Source organism: Micromonospora sp. NPDC000121 (genome assembly GCF_042899165.1).
Taxonomy (GTDB): domain Bacteria; phylum Actinomycetota; class Actinomycetes; order Mycobacteriales; family Micromonosporaceae; genus Micromonospora.
The window spans coordinates 150,041-168,359 of record NZ_JBIAZP010000011.1 but is presented as its reverse complement, the minus strand read 5'-3'; the positions used below and the strand labels follow the sequence as shown (position 1 = coordinate 168,359).

Annotated in this window: 18 protein-coding genes; 6 read left to right on the top strand and 12 right to left on the bottom strand. The window is 75.8% G+C overall.

Going from position 1 to position 18,319, the window contains the following annotated elements; translation table 11 throughout:
* Positions 1–15 precede the first annotated feature (15 nt).
* Positions 16–771, top strand: a complete 756-nt coding sequence (locus ACFY23_RS26450; protein WP_350685992.1) for a 4'-phosphopantetheinyl transferase superfamily protein — start codon at positions 16–18, stop codon at positions 769–771.
* Here ACFY23_RS26450 and ACFY23_RS26445 read toward each other — a convergent pair.
* The 10 genes from ACFY23_RS26445 to ACFY23_RS26400 all read right to left on the bottom strand — a co-directional run bounded on the left by ACFY23_RS26445 (position 702) and on the right by ACFY23_RS26400 (position 10,559).
* Positions 702–2,087, bottom strand: coding sequence for a class I adenylate-forming enzyme family protein (locus ACFY23_RS26445; RefSeq protein WP_350685993.1), 1,386 nt, complete (start codon positions 2,085–2,087; stop codon positions 702–704). The two genes, ACFY23_RS26450 and ACFY23_RS26445, sit on opposite strands and share 70 nt — an antisense overlap.
* Before the next feature lie 362 nt (positions 2,088–2,449).
* The gene (locus tag ACFY23_RS26440; RefSeq protein WP_350685994.1) at positions 2,450–2,782 is read right to left on the bottom strand and encodes an antibiotic biosynthesis monooxygenase family protein; all 333 of its coding nucleotides are present in this window, start codon (positions 2,780–2,782) and stop codon (positions 2,450–2,452) included.
* The gene (locus ACFY23_RS26435) at positions 2,779–4,026 is read right to left on the bottom strand and encodes a beta-ketoacyl synthase N-terminal-like domain-containing protein (RefSeq protein WP_350685996.1); all 1,248 of its coding nucleotides are present in this window, start codon (positions 4,024–4,026) and stop codon (positions 2,779–2,781) included. Before ACFY23_RS26435 ends, ACFY23_RS26440 begins: the two co-directional genes overlap by 4 nt.
* A complete protein-coding gene (locus tag ACFY23_RS26430) occupies positions 4,023–5,297 on the bottom strand; it encodes a beta-ketoacyl-[acyl-carrier-protein] synthase family protein (protein ID WP_350685998.1) in 1,275 nt (424 codons plus the stop codon). Before ACFY23_RS26430 ends, ACFY23_RS26435 begins: the two co-directional genes overlap by 4 nt.
* A 114-nt stretch (positions 5,298–5,411) precedes the next feature.
* Positions 5,412–5,816: a cupin domain-containing protein gene (locus ACFY23_RS26425; RefSeq protein WP_350686000.1), complete on the bottom strand. Its 405-nt coding sequence runs from the start codon at positions 5,814–5,816 to the stop codon at positions 5,412–5,414.
* Positions 5,809–6,606, bottom strand: a complete 798-nt coding sequence (locus ACFY23_RS26420) for an SRPBCC family protein (RefSeq protein WP_350686002.1) — start codon at positions 6,604–6,606, stop codon at positions 5,809–5,811. Before ACFY23_RS26420 ends, ACFY23_RS26425 begins: the two co-directional genes overlap by 8 nt.
* Positions 6,603–7,982, bottom strand: a complete 1,380-nt coding sequence (locus ACFY23_RS26415) for an acetyl-CoA carboxylase biotin carboxylase subunit (RefSeq protein ID WP_350686003.1) — start codon at positions 7,980–7,982, stop codon at positions 6,603–6,605. Before ACFY23_RS26415 ends, ACFY23_RS26420 begins: the two co-directional genes overlap by 4 nt.
* A gap of 11 nt (positions 7,983–7,993) precedes the next feature.
* Positions 7,994–8,494, bottom strand: coding sequence for an acetyl-CoA carboxylase biotin carboxyl carrier protein (gene accB, locus ACFY23_RS26410; RefSeq protein WP_350686004.1), 501 nt, complete (start codon positions 8,492–8,494; stop codon positions 7,994–7,996).
* Entirely contained in the window at positions 8,491–10,224 is a 1,734-nt protein-coding gene (locus ACFY23_RS26405) for an acetyl-CoA carboxylase carboxyltransferase subunit alpha (protein ID WP_350819388.1), read from the bottom strand. The genes accB and ACFY23_RS26405 overlap by 4 nt, the downstream gene beginning before the upstream one ends.
* Complete coding sequence (locus ACFY23_RS26400) at positions 10,221–10,559, bottom strand: TcmI family type II polyketide cyclase (RefSeq protein WP_350686239.1); 339 nt, start codon at positions 10,557–10,559, stop codon at positions 10,221–10,223. The genes ACFY23_RS26405 and ACFY23_RS26400 overlap by 4 nt, the downstream gene beginning before the upstream one ends.
* Before the next feature lie 412 nt (positions 10,560–10,971).
* Here ACFY23_RS26400 and ACFY23_RS26395 point away from each other — a divergent pair, with 412 nt between their 5' ends.
* The 4 genes from ACFY23_RS26395 to ACFY23_RS26380 all read left to right on the top strand — a co-directional run bounded on the left by ACFY23_RS26395 (position 10,972) and on the right by ACFY23_RS26380 (position 15,103).
* Positions 10,972–11,781 carry a BTAD domain-containing putative transcriptional regulator gene (locus ACFY23_RS26395; RefSeq protein WP_350686238.1) on the top strand — a complete coding sequence of 270 codons (810 nt, stop codon included), beginning with the start codon at positions 10,972–10,974 and terminating at the stop codon, positions 11,779–11,781.
* Between the two features lie 167 nt (positions 11,782–11,948).
* Positions 11,949–12,296, top strand: coding sequence for a TcmI family type II polyketide cyclase (locus tag ACFY23_RS26390; RefSeq protein ID WP_350686236.1), 348 nt, complete (start codon positions 11,949–11,951; stop codon positions 12,294–12,296).
* A gap of 13 nt (positions 12,297–12,309) precedes the next feature.
* On the top strand, positions 12,310–13,659 hold the full coding sequence (locus ACFY23_RS26385) for an NAD(P)/FAD-dependent oxidoreductase (protein WP_350686234.1): 1,350 nt from the start codon (positions 12,310–12,312) through the stop codon (positions 13,657–13,659).
* Between the two features lie 235 nt (positions 13,660–13,894).
* Positions 13,895–15,103 (top strand): helix-hairpin-helix domain-containing protein, encoded by a 1,209-nt coding sequence (locus ACFY23_RS26380; protein ID WP_350686233.1) that lies wholly within the window; start codon positions 13,895–13,897, stop codon positions 15,101–15,103.
* Between the two features lie 257 nt (positions 15,104–15,360).
* Here the strand turns inward: ACFY23_RS26380 and ACFY23_RS26375 are convergent, their stop codons facing one another.
* Entirely contained in the window at positions 15,361–16,188 is an 828-nt protein-coding gene (locus tag ACFY23_RS26375) for a hypothetical protein (protein WP_350686232.1), read from the bottom strand.
* A gap of 253 nt (positions 16,189–16,441) precedes the next feature.
* Here ACFY23_RS26375 and ACFY23_RS26370 point away from each other — a divergent pair, with 253 nt between their 5' ends.
* Positions 16,442–16,648: a hypothetical protein gene (locus tag ACFY23_RS26370; RefSeq protein ID WP_091095227.1), complete on the top strand. Its 207-nt coding sequence runs from the start codon at positions 16,442–16,444 to the stop codon at positions 16,646–16,648.
* A gap of 85 nt (positions 16,649–16,733) precedes the next feature.
* Here ACFY23_RS26370 and ACFY23_RS26365 read toward each other — a convergent pair whose 3' ends face one another.
* On the bottom strand, positions 16,734–17,915 hold the full coding sequence (locus ACFY23_RS26365; protein ID WP_350819386.1) for a Cmx/CmrA family chloramphenicol efflux MFS transporter: 1,182 nt from the start codon (positions 17,913–17,915) through the stop codon (positions 16,734–16,736).
* Positions 17,916–18,319 lie beyond the last annotated feature (404 nt).

The window sequence follows — 18,319 nt, the reverse complement described above, 5'->3', positions numbered from 1 at the left end:
GGTTAACCTCTTTCCGTGAGCCAGTTACCGGTGCCCGGTCGGGACACCGTGTACGTGTGGGTCGGCCGAGGGGGCGGCGGTCTGCCGATCCCGGCCGGGCGGCTGCTGCGGCGGGCGGGTGCCACGCTGCTCGGCCGCGCGGAGGCGCAGATCGTGGTGGGCCACGGCCCGGACGGGCGTCCGCTCGTCGGCGCTTGCGATGTGGACCCGATGCCGGAGCTGCCGGTCAGCGTGAGCCGCACCGACGGCGTGGTCGTGGTCGCCGCCCGCGTGGCCGGCCCGGTCGGGGTCGACGTGGAGCGGTCCCGGCCGCTGCCCGCCCTGGCGCTGGCCCGACGGTGGTACGCCCCGGCCGAGGCGGCCTGGCTGGCCGGGCGGCCCGCCGGCGGTCGGGCGGCGGACTTCCTGCGGCTGTGGACCGCGAAGGAGGCGGTGGGCAAGGCGCTCGGGGTGGGGCTGCGCGACGGTGGCCTGCGCCGGCGGATGCCGGTGCCCGTCGCTGCCGGTGTGCCCCGGCGCGCGGGGCCCGCGCGGCCGGTGGGCGGCGGGCTGCTGCGGCCGGTGCCGGGCGTGGCGGGCCTGCGCGTCGGGCACCCGCGGGTCGGCGGGGGCCTGGTCCTGGCGGTCGCGGTGGTCGGCGCCGACGCGCCGCCGGTCGAGGTGGTCGAGGTACGGGTGGACGGGGCGGCGGGGCGGACCGGTCACGTCGACGCCGCCCGGAGCGCGTCGACCGAGCGGACCAGCTTGCCGGTCGTGGTGCGGGGCAGCTGATCCAGCAGGTGCAGGGTGCGCGGCCGCTTGTAGCCGGCCAGCCGCTCGGCGAGCAGCTTGTCCAGCACCTCCTCCGACAGCGGCCCGTCCGGCTGCACGTACGCGGTGATGCCGTTGTCCCAGACGACCACGGCGGCGGCGACGCCGGGCAGTTCGGCGACGGTCGTCTCCACCTCGGTGAGGTCGACCTTCAGGCCGCCGACGGAGACCTGCGAGTCCAGCCGCCCGCGCACGGTGACCAGCCCGGTGTCGGGGTCGACCGTGCCGGCGTCGCGGGTGTGCAGCCAGCCGTCGGCCCAGCGGGTCGGGTCGCTCAGGCCGACGTACGGCGACGCGGGGCGGCTGACCTGGAGTTCGCCGTCGACCTCGCGGACCTCGATGCCGGGGGCGGGGGCGATCGACGGGCGGTGCCGCCCGTACAGGTCGGTGCCGATGACGCCGACCTCGGTCATCCCGTACATGTTGCCCAGCGGCACGCCGTGGCGGTCGGTGAAGGCGCGGGCGACGGCGGCCGGGACCAGCTCGCCGCCGGTGGTCATCCGCTTGAACTGCGGCAGCGGCCCGGCGGGCCGGGTGGAGGCGAGCAGTCCGATGTGGAACGGCACGCCGAGCACGGTGGCCGGCGAGTCGCCGCCGGCGATCGCGGCCAGCACGGCGTCGCCGCTGAGCCGCTCCGGCGGCACCAGCTCGACCCCGGCGTGCAGGCCGTAGAGCAGGCCGCCGACCAGGCCGAGCACGTGCACCATCGAGGGCAGCAGGATGATCCGTTCGCCGGGCAGCGCCACCCCGTCGATGCGGGTGTAGCGGTGCACCTCGGCGACGAGGTCGTCGGCGGTGCGACCGATCACCTTGGACGGGCCGGTCGAGCCGGAGCTGAGCTGGATCACCGCGTGCCCGCTGACCGCGGGGCGGTCGGCGTACGCGGTGACGCCCTCGGTGACGTCGACGAAGATCCGCAGCGCCCCGCCGCCGGTGCGCACCGGCGCGACGACCACCTGCGGGGTGAGCCGCTCCAGCGCGCGGTCCACCTCGTGGTCGGTGAGCCGGTGGTCGAGCAGCACGGCCTGCGCCCCGGTGCGCCAGGTGGCCAGCAGGTTCACCACGTACGCCAGCGAGGGCGGCATCCGCAGCGCCGCGGCGCCTCCGGGACGCAGTCCGGCGGCGGCGAGCCGGGCCTGCGCGTCGGTCACCAGCCGGCGCAGCGTGTCCCGGTCGATCGGCTCGGGCAGTCGAAGACAAACGTCGGTGGAACGGCCTGCGAGCAGAACTTCGTCAACCCAGCCCCGGTCCGTCGCCGCAGGATTTCCTGTTGTCACTGCCGTTCACCGCCCAGCCTCAAAGAGGGCAAAATGCCCAGAAGGTGCGTCCATCGGAGTGCTGCGGGGAACCTTACGACGCCGTCCCGATCCATTACTAGATGCAAATGGCTAGATCAGAAAGAGCGGCTGGCCGGATTGCCGGCAGCCGCTTCGGCGGGCAGGATCGGGCGGGTAGGCCGGCTCAGCGTAACCGCCGGATGACACCTCGTGCGTACGGTGGAACGGCCTCCCCCGGACGGCCGATGGCGCAACGCGCCGGCCCGGTCACCGTGCGGGGCGGGCGGACAACCGCGCCGCAGGGCGGACGACGGCGCCGCCGGCGCCCGGGCGGGCACCGGCGGCGCGGTGGGAGGCGGCGGTCAGGCCGGGGCCGGCGTGGGGGTCTGGGCGTGGACGAGGAACCGCAGCGAACGCGCGTCGGTGAAGCACTCCCGCATCGGCCGCACCAGGTCCCGGTGCTCGGGGCTGCGTTCCCACGCCTCGAAGTCGGCCAGGCTCGCCCACTCGCTCGTGATCAGCCACTGCTCCGGGTCGGCCGACGAACGGCAGACCTGGTCGACCAGGTGCCCCGGCACGCCACCGGCGACCAGGTGCCGGATCGCCTCGTACGCGGCGAGGAACTGCTCCGTGCGCGGCGCCGGGACCCGCACCAGGAAGACCACCCGCGCCCGCTGCCCGCTCTGTCCGGTCATGCCACCGCTCCCCTCGCCGGCGCCGCCCCGCGCAGGACCAGCGCGCTGTTGAACCCGTCGAAACCCCTGGCGCAGACCAACGCCAGCCGGCTGCGCGGCCGCCGGTGCTCCCGGAGGAAGTCCAGCTCGCAGCCGTCGGCCACCTCGTCGGGGCCGGCGGAGGCGGGCAGCGTGTCGTGCGCGAAGGCCAGCAGGGCGGTGGCCACGTCCAGCGCGGAGCCGCCCTGGTGCGCGCGGCCGGTCAGCGGCTTCTGCGTGGTCACCGGGGGCGGCCGGTCGCCGAAGACGGCGCGCAGCGCCTCGGCCTCGCTGCGGTCGTAGCGGGGCACGCCGAGCGCGTCGGGCAGCACCACGTCGACCGCGTCCGGCCCGACGCCGGCCCGGTCCAGGGCCAGCCGCATCGCCCGGGCGTACTGGGCGGGGTCACCGGCGCTGTCCGGTCCGGTGTGGACGGCGTCGTGGGTGGCGCCCCAACCGGTCACCTCGCCGTGCACGCGGGCGCCCCGGGCCAGCGCGTGGCCCAGCTCCTCCACCACGAAGACCGCGCCGCCCTCGGCGGGCAGGTAACCGCTCGCGGCGGCGTCGAACGGCCGGTAGGCCCGCTCCGGATCGACCACGTCGCTGAGCAGCCCGGAACGCAACTGGCAGGCCAGGGCGTACGGGCTCAGCGGGCACTCCGTCGCCCCGGCGATCACCACCGGCGTGCCCCGGCGCACCGCCCGCGCGGCGTGCGCCAGACTGTCCAGCCCACCGGCGGCCTCGGCGACCAGCACGCCGCAGGGCCCCTTGAACTGGTGGTGGATGGAGAGCTGCCCGACGCTGGCCGCGTAGAACCAGGCGATCGACTGGTACGCCCCCACGGTGCGGCTCGGCCCGCCCCACAGCCGTTGCAGCTCCCGCTGCCCGAACAGGTTCCCGCCCGACGAGCTGGCCAGGGCGACCGCGTACCCGTACGGGTCGGGGGCCTGCTCGGGCAGGTCGGCGTCGGCCAGCGCGAGCCGGGTCGCGGCGAACCCCAGGTGCGTCCACCGGTCGGTCTGCACCAGCCGCCGGTTGTCGGCGTACGCGGCGGCGTCGAAGCCGGGCACCTCCCCGCCGTGCCGGGTGGGGTAGCCGGTGGGGTCGAACAGCGTGATCGGCCCGGTCCGGCGGGTGCCGGCCAGCACGGTCCGCCAGTGCGCCCCGGCGCCGATGCCGCTGGGCGCGACGACGCCGATGCCGGTCACCACCGCCCGGGCGGTCACGGCAGCACCGCCCCGGACAGCCGGCGGAACACCATCGCCGACTGGAAGCCGCCGAACCCGCTGCCGACCGACAGCGCCACGTCCACCGGCAGTTCCCGCGCCTCGTTCGGCACGTAGTCCAGGTCGCACTCCGGATCCCGGGTGGTCCAGTTGGCCGTCGGCGGCACCACGCCGAACTCGACGGCCAGGGCGCAGGCGGCCATCTCGATCGAGCCGATCGCGCCGAGCGAGTGCCCGACCATCGACTTGATCGAGCTGATCGGCACCCGGTACGCGGCCTGCCCGAGGGCCCGCTTGAACGCGGCGGTCTCGTGCCGGTCGTTCTGCCGGGTGCCGGAACCGTGCGCGCTGATGTAGGAGACCTGCTCGGGGGCGATCCGGCCCTGCTTGAGCGCGGCCGAGATGGCCAGCCCCATCTCCAGCCCGTCGGGCCGCAGCCCCGTCATGTGGTAGCCGTTGCTGCGGCTGGCGTAGCCGGCGACCTCGCAGTAGACGTGGGCGCCGCGCCGCCGGGCGTGCCCGGCCTCCTCCAGCACCAGCACCGCCGCGCCCTCGGCGAGGACGAAGCCGTGCCGGTCGGCGTCGAACGGGCGGGAGGCGTGCGCCGGATCGTCGTTGTCGGGACTGGTCGCCTTGATCGCGTCGAAGGACGCGACGGTCACCGGGGAGATAGGCGAGTCCGCCGCCCCGGCCAGCACGATGTCGGCCTCGCCGTCGGCGATGAGCTGGTGGGCGTACCCGATGGCGTCGATGCCCGAGGTGCAGCCGGTGGAGACCACCTGCGCGGGGCCGTGCAGCCCGTGCCGGCAGGCCACGTCGGCGGCCAGGCTGCTCGGCACCAGCGCCTGGTAGAGGTACGGGCCGCCGCGCGCGGCGTCGACCAGCCACCGGCGGCCGGTGTCGCTGACCGTGACGTACTCCTGCTCCAGGGCCATGGTGCCGCCGACGGCGGTGCCGAGCACCACCCCGGCGCGGTCCCGCTCGGCGTCGGTGAGCTCCAGCCCGGCGTCGGCGACCGCCTCGGCGGAGCAGGCGAGCGCGAACTGCACGTACCGGTCGGCGCGCCGCCGCTCGGCCTCGGAGAGGCCGGCGGCGACCGGGTCGAAGTCGCACTCGGCGGCGATCTGCGACCGGAACGCGGACGGGTCGAAGAAGGTGATCCGGCGGGTCGCGGTGCGCCCCTCGGTGATGGCCTTCCAGAACCGGTCCCGGCTGGCGCCGCCGGGGGCGACCACCCCGACGCCGGTCACCACCGTGCGGCGCCCGGTCACGACGGCACCTCAATTCGCGACTGCGGGGCTCGCAACCCCGGCTCACTCCTCGCGCTCACGACGCCACCTCGGTTCGCGACTGCGGGGCTCGCAACCCCGGCTCACTCCTCGCGCTCACGACCCGCCCCGTTGCTCGACGAGCTCGGTGTCGACGTGGCCGAGTTCGGGCCGGGGGGCGAGGGGACCGAGGTGGAAGACCACCTCGGCCGGCTCGTCGCCGGTGTTGCGCAGCCGGTGCCGGACGTAGCGCGGCACGAACAGCGCCTCCCCGGCGGCCAGCGGCACCGGCTCGTCGTCCAGGTCGGCGGTGATCGCGCCCCGGGCGACGTACAGGAACTCCTCGCTGTAGGGATGGTAGTGCTCGGCGATCCGCTCCCCCGGGCGCAGCGTCGCCACCCCCATGAAGCCGGACGTGCTGCCGACGGTCTTCGGGCCGAGCAGCACCCGCAGCTCGCCGCCACGGCGGCTGTCCGGCGCGACGGCGGCGGCGGCGACCAGCCGCAGGGTCTGGTCACTCATCGCCGGCTCCCGTCGCCTCGTCGGCGGTGCGCGCGGCCGGGGCCGGGCCGGGCGTGGTGGCGGCCGCGGCGGCGGGGGCCGGGCCAGCCGTTCCCTCGCGGGCCAGGCGTTCGATCTTGTCCCGGATGACGGCGAGCTGCACGGCGCTGTTGGCGTTGATCCGGTCGGTCATGCCGGCGTTGTCCACCGGCGCGGTCGGCTTCATCGCGAAGTCCTGCACCCACGTCATCCGCGTGCCGCCGGGCTCCTCCGCGTAGCGCCAGTGGATGCGCATGTACTCGAACGGCCCGGTCTCCACCCGCCGGGCGCGCACCTGCCGGGTGGCCGGGTCGGCCGTGCGTTCGCTGACCCAGCTCCACGCCACCCCGTTCTCGTCGGGGTGCATGGTGAGCCGGAACCGCACGGTGTCGCCGTCGCCGTCCAGGATCTCCGCCCGGGCGTACTCGGTGAACAGCTCGGGCCAGCCGGCCACGTCGTTGGTGACGTCCCAGACCAGCGGCAGCGGCGCGGCGATGAGCACGCTGTTCTCGGTGTGTCCGGGCGGGTCGGCGCGGCGGGCCACCAACTCGGCCACCCCCGCGATGCTGAGCTGCCCGGCCTCCTCGGGGATCCGCACCTGCCACCGGTCGGCGACCACGGCGGAGAGTTCGAGCAGCGCCAGCGAGTCCATGCCGAGTTCCTCCAGGGACGCGGCCGGGGCGCGGGCGGCGGCCTCGGCGTCCAGCCCGCAGTTGGTTACCAGGATGTCGGTGATCTCGGCGGTCAGTGGACGGCCATGGGTGACGGTCAACGGAGCCTCCTGTGGTGTGCGTCGGACGGGCCGGCGAGCAACTGGTCGACCAGGCCGGTGGAGTAGCGGCCCTTGCGGAACCCGGCGTCGTCGAGCACCCGCCGGACGAACGGGATGGTGGTACGGACCCCGGGGCCGGCGACGTCGAACTCGTCGAGGGCGCGTTCCAGCCGGTTGAGCGCGAGCTCCCGGTCCGGCGCCCACACCGCCACCTTGGCCAGCAGCGAGTCGTAGTACGGGCCGAACAGGTAGCCGGCGTGGCCGTGCGTGTCGACCCGGGTGAACGGGCCGCCGGGCGGGACGAAGCGGTCCAGCCGGCCGGGGGTCGGCGCGAACCCGCGGTCCGGGTCCTCCACGTTGACCCGGCACTCGATGGCGACCCCGTACGGGCGGACGTCCTCCTGCCGCCAGCGCAGCGGCACCCCCGCGGCGATGTGCAACTGCTCGTGCACCAGGTCGATCCCCGTGATCATCTCGGTGACGGGGTGCTCGACCTGGATCCGGCAGTTGATCTCCAGGAAGTGGAACCGCTCGTCCGGGTCGACCAGGAACTCCACCGTGCCGGCCCCGGTGAAGCCGGCGGACAGCGCGCCGCGCAGGGCGCACTCCGCGATGGCCTCCAGCGTGCCGGCCGACAACGCGGGGGCGGGCGCCTCCTCCACCAGCTTCTGGTGCCGGCGCTGCACCGAACAGTCCCGCGTGCCCAGGTGCACCCCGTTGCCGTGCGAGTCGCACAGCAACTGCACCTCGACGTGCCGGGCGCCGGTCAGGAACCGCTCCACGTACACCCGGTCGTCGCCGAACGCGGCCTGCGCGGCGGCCCTGGTCCGCGCGTACGCCCGGGGCAGCTCGGCCGGGGTGGCGACCACCGTCATGCCCCGGCCGCCGCCGCCGGCCGCCGCCTTGACGATCACCGGGTAGCCCGCCTCGGCGGCCACCTCCGCCGCCGCGGCCGCGGTGGGCACCGGCGCGACGCTGCCCGGCGGCAGCGGCAGACCGGCGCGGCGCATCAGCGCCCGCGCCGAGGACTTGTCCGCCAGCGCGGCCATCACCTCCGGCGGCGGACCGATGAACGTCAGCCCGTTGTCGGCGCAGATCTCGGCGAAGTCGGCGTCCTCCGAGAGGAACCCGTAGCCGGGGTGCACCGCCTGCGCGCCGACCTGCCGGGCCGCCTCCACGATCGCGGCGGCGTTGAGGTAGCTGCGCCGGCTGGCCGGCGGCCCGATCAGGACGGCCTCGTCGGCGAGGCGCACCGCGGCGGAGTCGGCGTCCGCGGTGGAGTAGACGACGGCGGTACGCACCCCCAGCTCGCGGCAGGCGCGCAGCACCCGCAGGGCGATCTCACCCCGGTTGGCGATCAGCACCTTCTCGAACATCACGCCCCGCCTCAGGCCGGGTCCAGCGCGACGAGCGGCTGGTCGTACTCGACCGGCTGACCGTCGGCGGCGAGGACCTCGGCGACCCGGCCGCCCCGGTCTGCGGTCACCTCGTTCATCAGCTTCATCGCCTCGACGATGCCGATGACCTGCCCGGGGCGGACCAGGTCGCCGACGGCGACGAAGGGCGCGGCGCCCGGCTCCGGCGCCCGGTAGAACGTGCCGACGATGGGCGAGCGCACCGCGTACCGGCCCGGCGCGTCGTCGGCGGGCGGCGGCGCGGGCCGCGCCACGACGGGCACCGCCTCCGGCGCCTCCACGGGCGGCCCGCCGTGCCACTCCACCTCCAGCACCGTGTCGCCGCTGCGCAGCCGCACCCGGCGGACCGGGCCGGCCAGCTCGGCGACGAGATCCCGGACGTGCCGCCGCAGCCCGGCCAGCACCGCGTCCACCCCGGACGCCGACTCCGTGCCCGCCGGCGCGGTGTCGACCGGGGCGCCGCCCGCGCTCACCGGGCACCCGCCCGGGCGCCGACGCGGGCCGCGCCGAAGCGCCGGAACCGCTGCCGCCGGCGCCGGACCAGCGTGGCGGGCGGCACGTCCAGCAGCGGCAGCAGGGCCGCCGACACCGCCGCCCGCAGCGCCCGCGCGGCCGCCTCCGGCTCGTGGTGCGCGGCCGGGGCCGGCTCCGGCACGAGGTCGTCGACCACCCCGAGGCGGCACAGGTCGGGCGCGGTCAGCCGCAACGCGCGCGCCGCCTGCGGGGCGGCGCCCCGGTCCGGCCAGAGGATGGCGGCGCAGCCCTCGGGGCTGATCACCGAGTAGACGGCGTGCTGGAGCATCAGCACCCGGTCGGCCACCGCGAGGGCCAGCGCGCCGCCGCTGCCGCCCTCGCCCGTGATCACCGCGACGACGGGCGTGGGCAGCACGGCCAGGGCGAGGATGTTCTCCGCGATGGCCGCCGCCTGCCCCTGCTCCTCGGCGTCCACGCCCGGATCCGCCCCGGGCGTGTCGACCAGGGTGACCACCGGCAGGCCGAGGCGGGCGGCGAGCCGCATCAGCCGCAGCGCCTTGCGGTGCCCGGCCGGGCTGGCCATGCCGAAGTTGCGGGCGACCAGCTCGGCGGTGGTGTGGCCCTTCTGGTGACCGATCACCATGACGGGCCGGCCGTCCAGCCGGGCCAGTCCGCCGACCACGGCCGGGCAGTCCGCGCCGAGCCGGTCGCCGTGCAGCTCGACGAAGCCGTCGAACGCCGACTCCAGGTAGTCCAGCGTGGTCGGTCGACCCGGGTGCCGGGCCAGCCGCACCGTCTCCCAGGCGTCGCCGCCCGGCGGGTCGGCCGGGCCCGGCGCCGTCGCGGCACCCGCCCCGCCGGCCGGCGGCGCCACGACCGGCGACCGCTCCTGCCGGGGTACGGCGGGACGCGCCGCCGGCCGGCGCCCCGCCCGGGCCGCGGCGAGCAGCGCCGCCAGCCGGCCCCGCAGGGCGTGCCGGGGCACCACCATGTCGACCTGCCCGTGCCGCAGCAGGAAGTCGGCGGTCTGGAAGCCCTCCGGCAGCGCCCGGCCGGTGACCTGCCGGATCACCCGGGGACCGGCGAAGCCCATCCGCGCGCCGCTCTCGGCGAGCACCACGTCGGTGTTGGTGGCGAACGAGGCCGCCACTCCCCCGTACGTCGGGTCCGTGAGGACGCTGACGGTGAGCAGCCCCGCCTCCCGCAGCGCGGCGACCGCCTGGCTGACCGTGGCCATCTGCATCAGCGACAGGACACCCTCCTGCATCCGCGCGCCGCCGGAGGCGGTGACCAGGATCAGCGGCGTGCCGTCCTCCAGCGCCCGCTCGGCGGCCCGGGTGATCAGTTCCCCGACAGCGCAGCCGAGGCTGCCGCCGAGAAAGCGGAAGTCCATCACCGCGAGCGCGCAGGGATGCCGGCCGATGGTGGCGGTGCCGCAGACGACCGCCTCGGCCAGGCCGGTGCCGGCCCGGGCGGCGGTGAGCCGGTGCGGGTACGGCAGCAGGTCGACGAAGCCGAGCGGGTCGACCTCCGCCGGCCGGTCCGGCAGGGCGGTGAACGACCCCGGGTCGACGAGCTGGAGCAGCCGCTCCGGCGCGTCGAGGCGGGCGTGCGTGCCGCACTCCGGGCAGACGTCGAGGTTGCGGCGCAGCCGCTTGCGGTACAGCAGGGTGGCGCAGCCGCCGCAGCGGGACCAGAGCTGCCCCTCCCGGGGCGCGGTGGCGGTCACGACGGCCGCCCGGCGGGCGCGGCGTCGAAGCGGTAGAAGCACCGGGCCATGGCGTCGCGCGGCTCCCGCCACGTCGGCAGGTAAGGCGAGACGTACGGGCGCAGCCGGTCGCTCACCCGCGCGAACTCGGGGTGCCCCCGGGCCGCCTCCACCGCCGCCCCGGCCGGCGCGTCCGTCTCCAGCAGGTGCACGTAGAGGTCACCCAGCCGGTACAACGACCGGTGCCGCACCCCGACCAGGCGCGGCAGCTCCGTCGCGTCGGACTCGGCGAAGATCTCGGCGACGCGCGCCTCGGCGCTCGGCACCACCTTCGCGACGATCAGCGAACGGTCCATGGGCGGGCCTCCCTCCACGGCAGCCGACGTCGGTGACGACGGCGCCGGCCGAGCCGGACGACTGGCGACACGATGCGGCCACGGGCGTCACGGCGGCGTCACCGCGGCCCGCCGGCCGACGACGCCACTTCGTGACGTTGCGTTGACGCATGCTGTGTATCCGCTGTAAACCCCCACCAGCCACGAAGGACTATCCGCAGTTCAGAACCGTTTTCGTGGACTCGCCGCCGACAGTCGGATCCCCTACGACACGTTGACCGAGAGTGACCACTATTGATAATCTTCGTCACGGTCAGCCCGGCGGCCGCGGCGCGACGCCGTGCCGCGGCGGAGCGACCCGACAGTGGGGTCAAGGGCAGCCGCGCCGGGACAGCAGAGGAGTCGGGACGAGCGTTCCGCAGGGGGTGCCGCCGTGGCCGCTGATCCGTCGATGCCCACCACCGGGCGCCGCCCCGGCACCGAGATATCGCTGCACCTGCTCGGCGGCTTCCGACTGCTGCACGGGGACGCCCCCGTCGTGGTGCCGCGCGGCCTGCAACGGGTCATCGCGTTGATCGGGCTGCGCCCCGGCGCCACCCGCAGCCACCTCGCCGGGCTGCTCTGGCCCGACGCCCCCGAGGACCGCGCGCTGTCGTCCCTGCGGACCGCGCTGTGGCGGCTGCGCCAGGACCCCTGCTGCCCGCTCACCACCGCCGGCGACACCGTACGCCTCGGCCCCGCCGTCCGGGTCGACGTCGACGCCCTGATCGGCACGGCCGCGCGGGTGCGCGACGGCGACGACCCGTGCGCCGCCGCCGCCCTCGCCGCCGGCCGGCACGACCTGCTCCCCGGCTGGTACGACGACTGGGTCCTCGCCGACCGCGAGCGGCTGCGCCAGCTACGGCTGCACATGCTGGAGGAACTGGCCGGCCAGCACCTGGCGGCGGGCCGGCACGGACAGGCCCTCGAGGCCGCGCTCGAGGCGATGGCCGCCGAGCCGCTGCGCGAGACCCCGCACCGGCTGGTGGTGCGCATCCACCTCGCCGAGGGCAACGCCTTCGAGGCCGTGCACGCCTTCTACGTCTACCGCGACCTGCTGCTGCGGGAACTGCGACTCGAACCCTCCGCGGCCATGACCGCGCTGCTCGACGACACCCTCGCGCCCATCCGGGAGGCCACCCGCGACACCCCGGCCCCGCCGCACCGCACGCCGCCCGCCCGGGTCGCACCCCGCGCCCGCTGACGACCGGCCCGACCGCCACGACGACCGGCATCGCGCCGGACTCCCCGGCGTCACCGCCGCGGCGACGCGCGTGACGGGCAGGTGACAGCCGCCCCGGCAGGGTGGGCCGCACAACAGTCCGTGGTCTCCGACACCGCTCGCGGAGCGCCACCGGCGAGAGGGGTCCCATGAGCCGTCTACTGATCGTCAGCAGGATCATCCCGGGCGCGGAGGGTCGGGTCGCGCAGATCTTCGCCGAGTCCGACGCGACCGAACTGCCCGCCCTGACCGGGGTCCGACACCGCTCCCTGTACTGCCTGCACGACCTGTGCGTCCACCTGATGGAGACCGCGGACGCCGACCCGGACGCCCTGGCCGGCGCCCGCAACCACCCGCTGTACCGCCAGGTCAACGAGCGTCTGTCCGCGCACACCTCGCCGTACCTGCCGACCTGGCGCTCGCCGCGCGACGCGATCGCCGGCTGCTTCTACCGCTGGGACGCCGCCGACGCGCCGTCCCCGCACGCGGCCGGCTGAGCGGGTGGTCGCCATGTCGCCCAGACCACCCCACGTCCTGATCATCGGCGCCGGCACCGGCGGACTGTGCCTGGCCCACGGCCTGCGCCGCGCCGGGATCAGCGTCGCCGTCTACGAGAAGTACCGCACCCGCGGCGAGGGACTGCTCGGCTACCGCGTCGGCATCGGCCCCACCGGCAGCCGCGCCCTGCGCGAGTGCCTGCCGCCACGGCTGTTCGACACCTACCTGGCCACCTGCGCCCGCTCTCCCCGCTACTTCAACGTCATCACCCAGCGGATGCGCCAGACGGCCTCGTTCACCCTGCGACCCGACACCGACCCGGTGGACACCGAACGGTCCGTGGCGCGGATGACCCTGCGCCAGGTCCTGCTCACCGGCATGGAGGACGCCGTCCACTTCGACAAGACCTTCACCCGGTACGAGCAACGCGACGACGGCACCGTCACCGCCCACTTCGCCGACGGCAGCACCGCCACCGGCGACCTGCTCGTCGCCGCGGACGGCACGCACTCCGCCGTACGCCGCCAGTACCTGCCGCACGCGGTCACCCGCGACGCCGGCACCGTCAACATCGCCACCCGCATCCCCCTGACCCCGCACACCCGCCAACTGCTGCCCGAACGGATCGAGCAGGGCATCTCGCTGATCTTCGGCACCGGCGGGATGATGGGCGTGCTGCACGTGATGGAGTTCAAGTGGAACGGCGACGGCACGCTGAAACCCGGCGTCGACCCCGCCGACGCCGCCCTGCTGGTCGACTGGCCCGGGCTGCGCCACGACACCACCCGCGACAACATCAACCTGGTCATCTGGAGCACCGCCCGCCGATTCCCGCCCGACGTCATGCAGCGCCGCGGCGAGGACCTCGTCCTGCTCGCCCTCCAACTCACCCGCAACTGGCACCCGAACCTGCGCGAACTGCTCGCCCGCAGCGACCCGGGCAGCGCCCTGCCGATCCGGGTGTCCACCAGCGAGCCGGTGCCGCCGTGGAAGAGCAGCACCGTCACCCTGCTCGGCGACGCCATCCACACCATGACCCCGGGGCGCGGCGTGGGCGCCAACACCGCGCTGCGCGACGCCGCCCTGCTCTGCCGGCAGCTCCGGCAGGCCGCGGCCGGCGACAAGACGCTGCTCCAGGCGGTGGCCGACTACGAGGCCGCGATGCTGCCGTACGGCTTCGCCCGGGTCGCCGACTCGCTCAACCGGAGCGGCACCAACGGCGACGACCGGATGTACAAGCCCGTCGTCGGTCGCCTCGCGCTGCTCGGCGCACGCGGCTACTTCGGCGTCACCAGCCGGGTGCCCCGACTGGCGCGCAAGTTCGTCAACGACTTCTACACCTATCGGGGCGAAGAGGACTGACCGTCCGACCCGGACCCCGGCGCCCGCCCGACGCCGGGGTCCCCCCGTGTCCGTCCGGCACCGTGCGCGGAAGAGGCCGCGTGACGACGGTCCGTTGCCCGCCGGACACCGCCGGTGCAACCCGTCCCATCCCCGCCGTGACCGGCGGATCCTGCCTGTCGCCCGTAGGGCGCGTGTGCGAAGCTGCGGCGAGTTTTTTCTCGGAGTTTCGACGCGAACGAATAGGAGGTCTGCCGTGGCGTGGTCATTCGGGCACTGGCTGATACTGATCGTGGCCCTGCTGGTGGGTGTGGCGGGCGGTTGGTTCTGGCGCGGCCGGCAGGGCGCCGCCGGGCACGGATCACCCACGGTGGAGGGTGACCCGGTCGCCGGCATGACCGCCGTGGTGGTCGACCCGCCGCCCGCCGCCACCACCGACGAGGTACGCCCCGAGGTGACCCTCGACCGGGCCCCCGACGCCGTCGCCGACCCCGTGCCCGCCCCCGACGCCCCGGCCGACGCCGGCGCCGCCCCGGTCACCGTCGTCGCCACCGACGCCGGCCGGACCGACGAGGTCGACCCGGCCGACATGGCGCTCACCGGCGACCCGGTGCCGGCGCCCGACACCGACCCCGTGCCGGCGACCGCGCCGCTCGACACCACCCCGGATCACCGGCCGGACGCCGAGGTCGTGCTGCCCGCGGCGGCCGGGCTGACCGGCCCCGTCGACCCCGACCCCGCCGAGGCGCCGGCCACCGCCACCGAGCCGGAACCCGTCGCCGCGAACGCACCGGAGCCGGCGCCGGCCGTCGCCCCGAGCGAGGCCCCGGCCACCGAACCGGAGCCCGTCCCGGCCGCCGCCGTCCCCGCCCAGGCGAAGCCGGAGACCGAGCCGGAGCCCGTCGCGGCCGCCGCCATCCCCGCCCAGGCGGAGCCCGAGACCGAGCCGGAGCCCGTCCCGGCCGCCGCCATCCCCGCCCAGGCGGAGCCCGAGACCGAGCCCGTCCCCGCAGCCGCCCGAGCGGCGGAGCCGACTCCCGCCGCCTCCGCCGAACCGGACGCGACGCCGGCGGCGACCACGCCGGCCGAGCCGGTGAACGAGCCGGCCGAGCCGCCCGCGGACGAGCCGGGCGAGCCGGTGGTCGTGCCCGCGGCACGTAGCGCGGTGGCGACCCCGCCGGTGCGGCCCGCGGCCGACGCGGACGCCGCCGACGCGGACGCCGCCGACGACTTCCGCCGCATCCAGGGCATCGGCCCGAAGATGGCGGCGGCGCTGCAGGCGGCCGGCATCCGCACGTACGGGCAGCTCGCGGAGCTGGACGAGGCCGCGCTGCGGGAGACGATCCGGGGAGCCGGGCTGCGGGCCGCGCCGAGCCTCGCGACCTGGCCCCAGCAGGCGAAGGTGCTCGCCGGTGCCCCGCAGGAGGCGGCCGCCGCGCTGCCGGTGGGCGGCGGCGACGCCTGACCCCCGGGGCCGCCGCCGCGCCGGCGGCGGCGCGATGGCGCTTCCCCGCGAACCGGGGCGGCGCCACGACACGATCCACCCGATGCCACCGACGTCGCGGCGTCCGCTCATCCGGACGCCGCGACGTCGGGCATCCGGGGACGTCGGGCATTCGGAACGTTCGGGCAGGACGCGGGGCACCCGGGGACCGAGGCCCGCCAGTCCCCCGGGCGGCAGCCGTGGGGCGCCCGACACCACCAGCCCGAAGCGGTACCCGGTCAGACCATCGCCTCCGCGTACCCCCGGACCCGCAGGCGCCGACCGGCGGTGGGACCGAGCCGCACCTGGAGGCCGAGCGGCGCGGCGGCCCGGCGCACGTCGTCGACGTGCAGCGAGCCGTGCCGGTCGACGGTCAGCACCGGCGGCTCCTCCGGCTCCCCGGCCGGGGCGTGGAACGACAGCACCGTCACCGAGGCCGGCAGGTGCCCGGGGTGCGCCGCCCGGGCCGCCGCCTCGTCGCGGTGCGCGAGCACCACCAGGTCGTCGAGGTGGGCGAAGTCCTCGGCGATGCCCTCGGCCTTCCAGTGCGCCGGCTCCTCGGCGGCCCCGGTCAGGTGCCGGGAGCGGTTCGCCGAGGTGACGTGGAGGTAGCCCACCCCGGTCTCGGCGACCGCCCGCGCGAGGAACACGTTCGACGGGCAGGCCAGCCCGGGCGCGATCACCTGCGTGGTGCGTACGCCCCGGTCGTGCCGGGTGAGGTGGACGGGCAGCCCGTCCACGGCCGGACCACGGAAGCCGAACGGGCCCGCGCCGTAGAGGACACCCATCAGTTGCCGCACCCGGTGCGCGGGCAGCCGGTGCGGCAGCCGCGACCAGTCGAACATCGCGGGGATCCGCCCGAAGGCGGTGGTGATGCTGCCGACCTGCTCGGCCGGCCGGCCCTTGGCGACGTTGACCCGGCGCACGGTGGCCGCGTCCGGGCGGCTCACCAGCGCGTAGAAGTTCCCGAACGCCACCGCCACCACCGCGCCCTCGGCCAGCGCGCGGGCCGCGGCGGCGACGTCCTCGGGGCGGTCGACGTACAGGTGCGGGGTCGGGGCGTCCATGGTGTCCTCCTGCGCCGTGCTCCGACGCAGTTGTACGCCCGCCGGGCCGCCGCGCGCCGCCGTCGGTCGCCGATCCGATAGCGCACCGGCGCCGTCGGTCGCCGATCCGATAGCGCACCGGCGCGGCCTGGTCCGGGCGGGCCGTCGGGCCGGTGGGGCCGCCGGTGGTCGATCGGCGGCGTCGTTAGTCGTTCGACGCGATTGGGTACAAGGTCCGACACCTCGAACCACCACACCCTTTCTGGAGGCACCGATGCGGGGCACGTCGATATTCGGAGTCCTCGTCGTCATCTGGCTGATCATCGGCGCGGTCGCCGCCGGCCAGCGCGGCTACTACAGCGGCGACGACACCAACTGCGCCGAGGCGGGCACCATCCTGGTGACCATCGTGGCCGGGCCGCTGAACTACATCGGCGCCAACCCGAAGGTCGACTGCGAGCTGCCCCAGCCGTCCGAGTAGGACGAACCCCTCCGGCCCGCGCCTGGGGGGCGCGGGCCGGAAGTCGTGGACGGTCTCGTGCGGCGGCGGGGGACCGCGATCCCGGCTAGGAGGCGACCACCCCCGCGGGCGACTCCGTCCCGGCATCCCGCCACACCGTCCAGGTGAGTACGGCGGTGACGAACGCCAGTGCCACCAGCAGCGCGCTGACCCACAGCGGGGACCGGTAGCCGAGCCCCGCGCCGATGGCGGCCCCGCCCAGCAGGGGGCCCACGGCCGCGCCCACGTTCAGGGCAGCGGTCGCGAAGGAGCCGCCCAGCGACGGCGCGTCGGCCGCCGCGTACAACGCCCGGGTGATCAGCGTGGATCCGACCGCGAACGAGAGCGTCCCCTGGACGAAGACGAGCAGGAACGCGGCGGGCGCGCTGGCCGCGGTCGCCGCGAACAGGAGCCAGCCGACGAGCAGGGCCACCCCACCGGGCACCAGGACCCGCATGGGCTGTGAGTCCGACACGCGACCTCCGACCGTCACACCGGCGAACGACCCCAGGCCGAAGAGGGCCAGCAGGATCGGCACCCACGTCCGGTCGTAACCACTGACGTCCGTGATCAGCGGCGCCAGGTAGGTGAAGGTGCAGAAGGTCGCCCCGTTCACCAGGGCGCCCAGGAGCAGGCTCACGAGCAGGCGGGGACGGCGCAGCGCCCGAAGCTCGCGCCGGGCGCTCGGTACGGCCGCGTCCGGTGCCGTGCCCGGGACGGCGCGCTGGATGGCCACGATGGCGGGCAGCGAGACGACGGCCACCGCCCAGAACGCCGAGCGCCATCCCCACAACTGGCCGAGGAACGCCCCGGCCGGCACCCCCGCCACGCAGGAGAGGGTGAGACCCCCGAGCAGCACGGAGGCGGCCCGGCCCTTGGCCCCGGGCCCGGCCATACCGGCCGCCGTGGCCAGGCCCACCGCGAGGAACCCGGCGTACGCCAGGGCCCCGACGACCCGGGTGGCCAGCAGCAGGCCGAAGCTGTCGGTGACCGCCCCGACGACGTGCACGACGACGACGGCGGTCAGGAAGACCAGCAGCGCCCGACGTCTGGGCCACCGCAGGCTGAGAGCGGCCATCAGCGGCGCTCCGATGATCATTCCTACCGCGAAGGCCGACGTCAGCGCGCCGGCGGCCGGGACGGGCACGTGCAAATCCCGGGCGATGTCCGGCACCAGGCCGGACAGCATGAACTCGGAGGTTCCCTGGGCGAAAACCGCCAGTCCGAGCAGGTAGATGGCGATCGGCATGACACTCCACATTCCGCGTCGTGGATGGATGAAGAGGACGCGGGTGGGTCACGGCGGACCACGGCTGGGCGGCGCACGGGACAACCGTCCAGCCGGGCGCACGGAGACCACCGCGCGAGGCAATCCCGGTGCGCGGAGGCGGCACGACGGTGGTGACGCGGAGACCCGCCGGCCGGGACAGCCGGACGACGACGACCGGTGGCGGGGACGCCCGAAGGGGACGCTGTCCGGTTCCGACAGCGCCTAGCGCGACGTCAACGAGGGCCAGCCACCGGACACCGGTGGCTGGCGTCTGGACGCCTCGGGGCTGGACACGACGCAGACCCTAGTGACGGCGCGGAGCGCTCGTCAACGTGATAACCGCCGGCGACGCGGGCGCGGCAGCGACGACGTCCGTGGGCCGG

Excerpts from the sequence above, each read along its gene's own strand:
- ACFY23_RS26440 (WP_350685994.1), bottom strand. The coding sequence starts at position 2,782 with ATGACCGGACAGAGCGGGCAGCGGGCGCGGGTGGTCTTCCTGGTGCGG.
- ACFY23_RS26425 (WP_350686000.1), bottom strand. The coding sequence starts at position 5,816 with ATGAGTGACCAGACCCTGCGGCTGGTCGCCGCCGCCGCCGTCGCGCCG.
- ACFY23_RS26415 (WP_350686003.1), bottom strand. The coding sequence starts at position 7,982 with ATGTTCGAGAAGGTGCTGATCGCCAACCGGGGTGAGATCGCCCTGCGG.
- ACFY23_RS26400 (WP_350686239.1), bottom strand. The coding sequence starts at position 10,559 with ATGGACCGTTCGCTGATCGTCGCGAAGGTGGTGCCGAGCGCCGAGGCG.
- ACFY23_RS26390 (WP_350686236.1), top strand. The coding sequence starts at position 11,949 with ATGAGCCGTCTACTGATCGTCAGCAGGATCATCCCGGGCGCGGAGGGT.
- ACFY23_RS26385 (WP_350686234.1), top strand. The coding sequence starts at position 12,310 with ATGTCGCCCAGACCACCCCACGTCCTGATCATCGGCGCCGGCACCGGC.
- ACFY23_RS26375 (WP_350686232.1), bottom strand. The coding sequence starts at position 16,188 with ATGGACGCCCCGACCCCGCACCTGTACGTCGACCGCCCCGAGGACGTC.
- ACFY23_RS26370 (WP_091095227.1), top strand. The coding sequence starts at position 16,442 with ATGCGGGGCACGTCGATATTCGGAGTCCTCGTCGTCATCTGGCTGATC.
- ACFY23_RS26365 (WP_350819386.1), bottom strand. The coding sequence starts at position 17,915 with ATGCCGATCGCCATCTACCTGCTCGGACTGGCGGTTTTCGCCCAGGGA.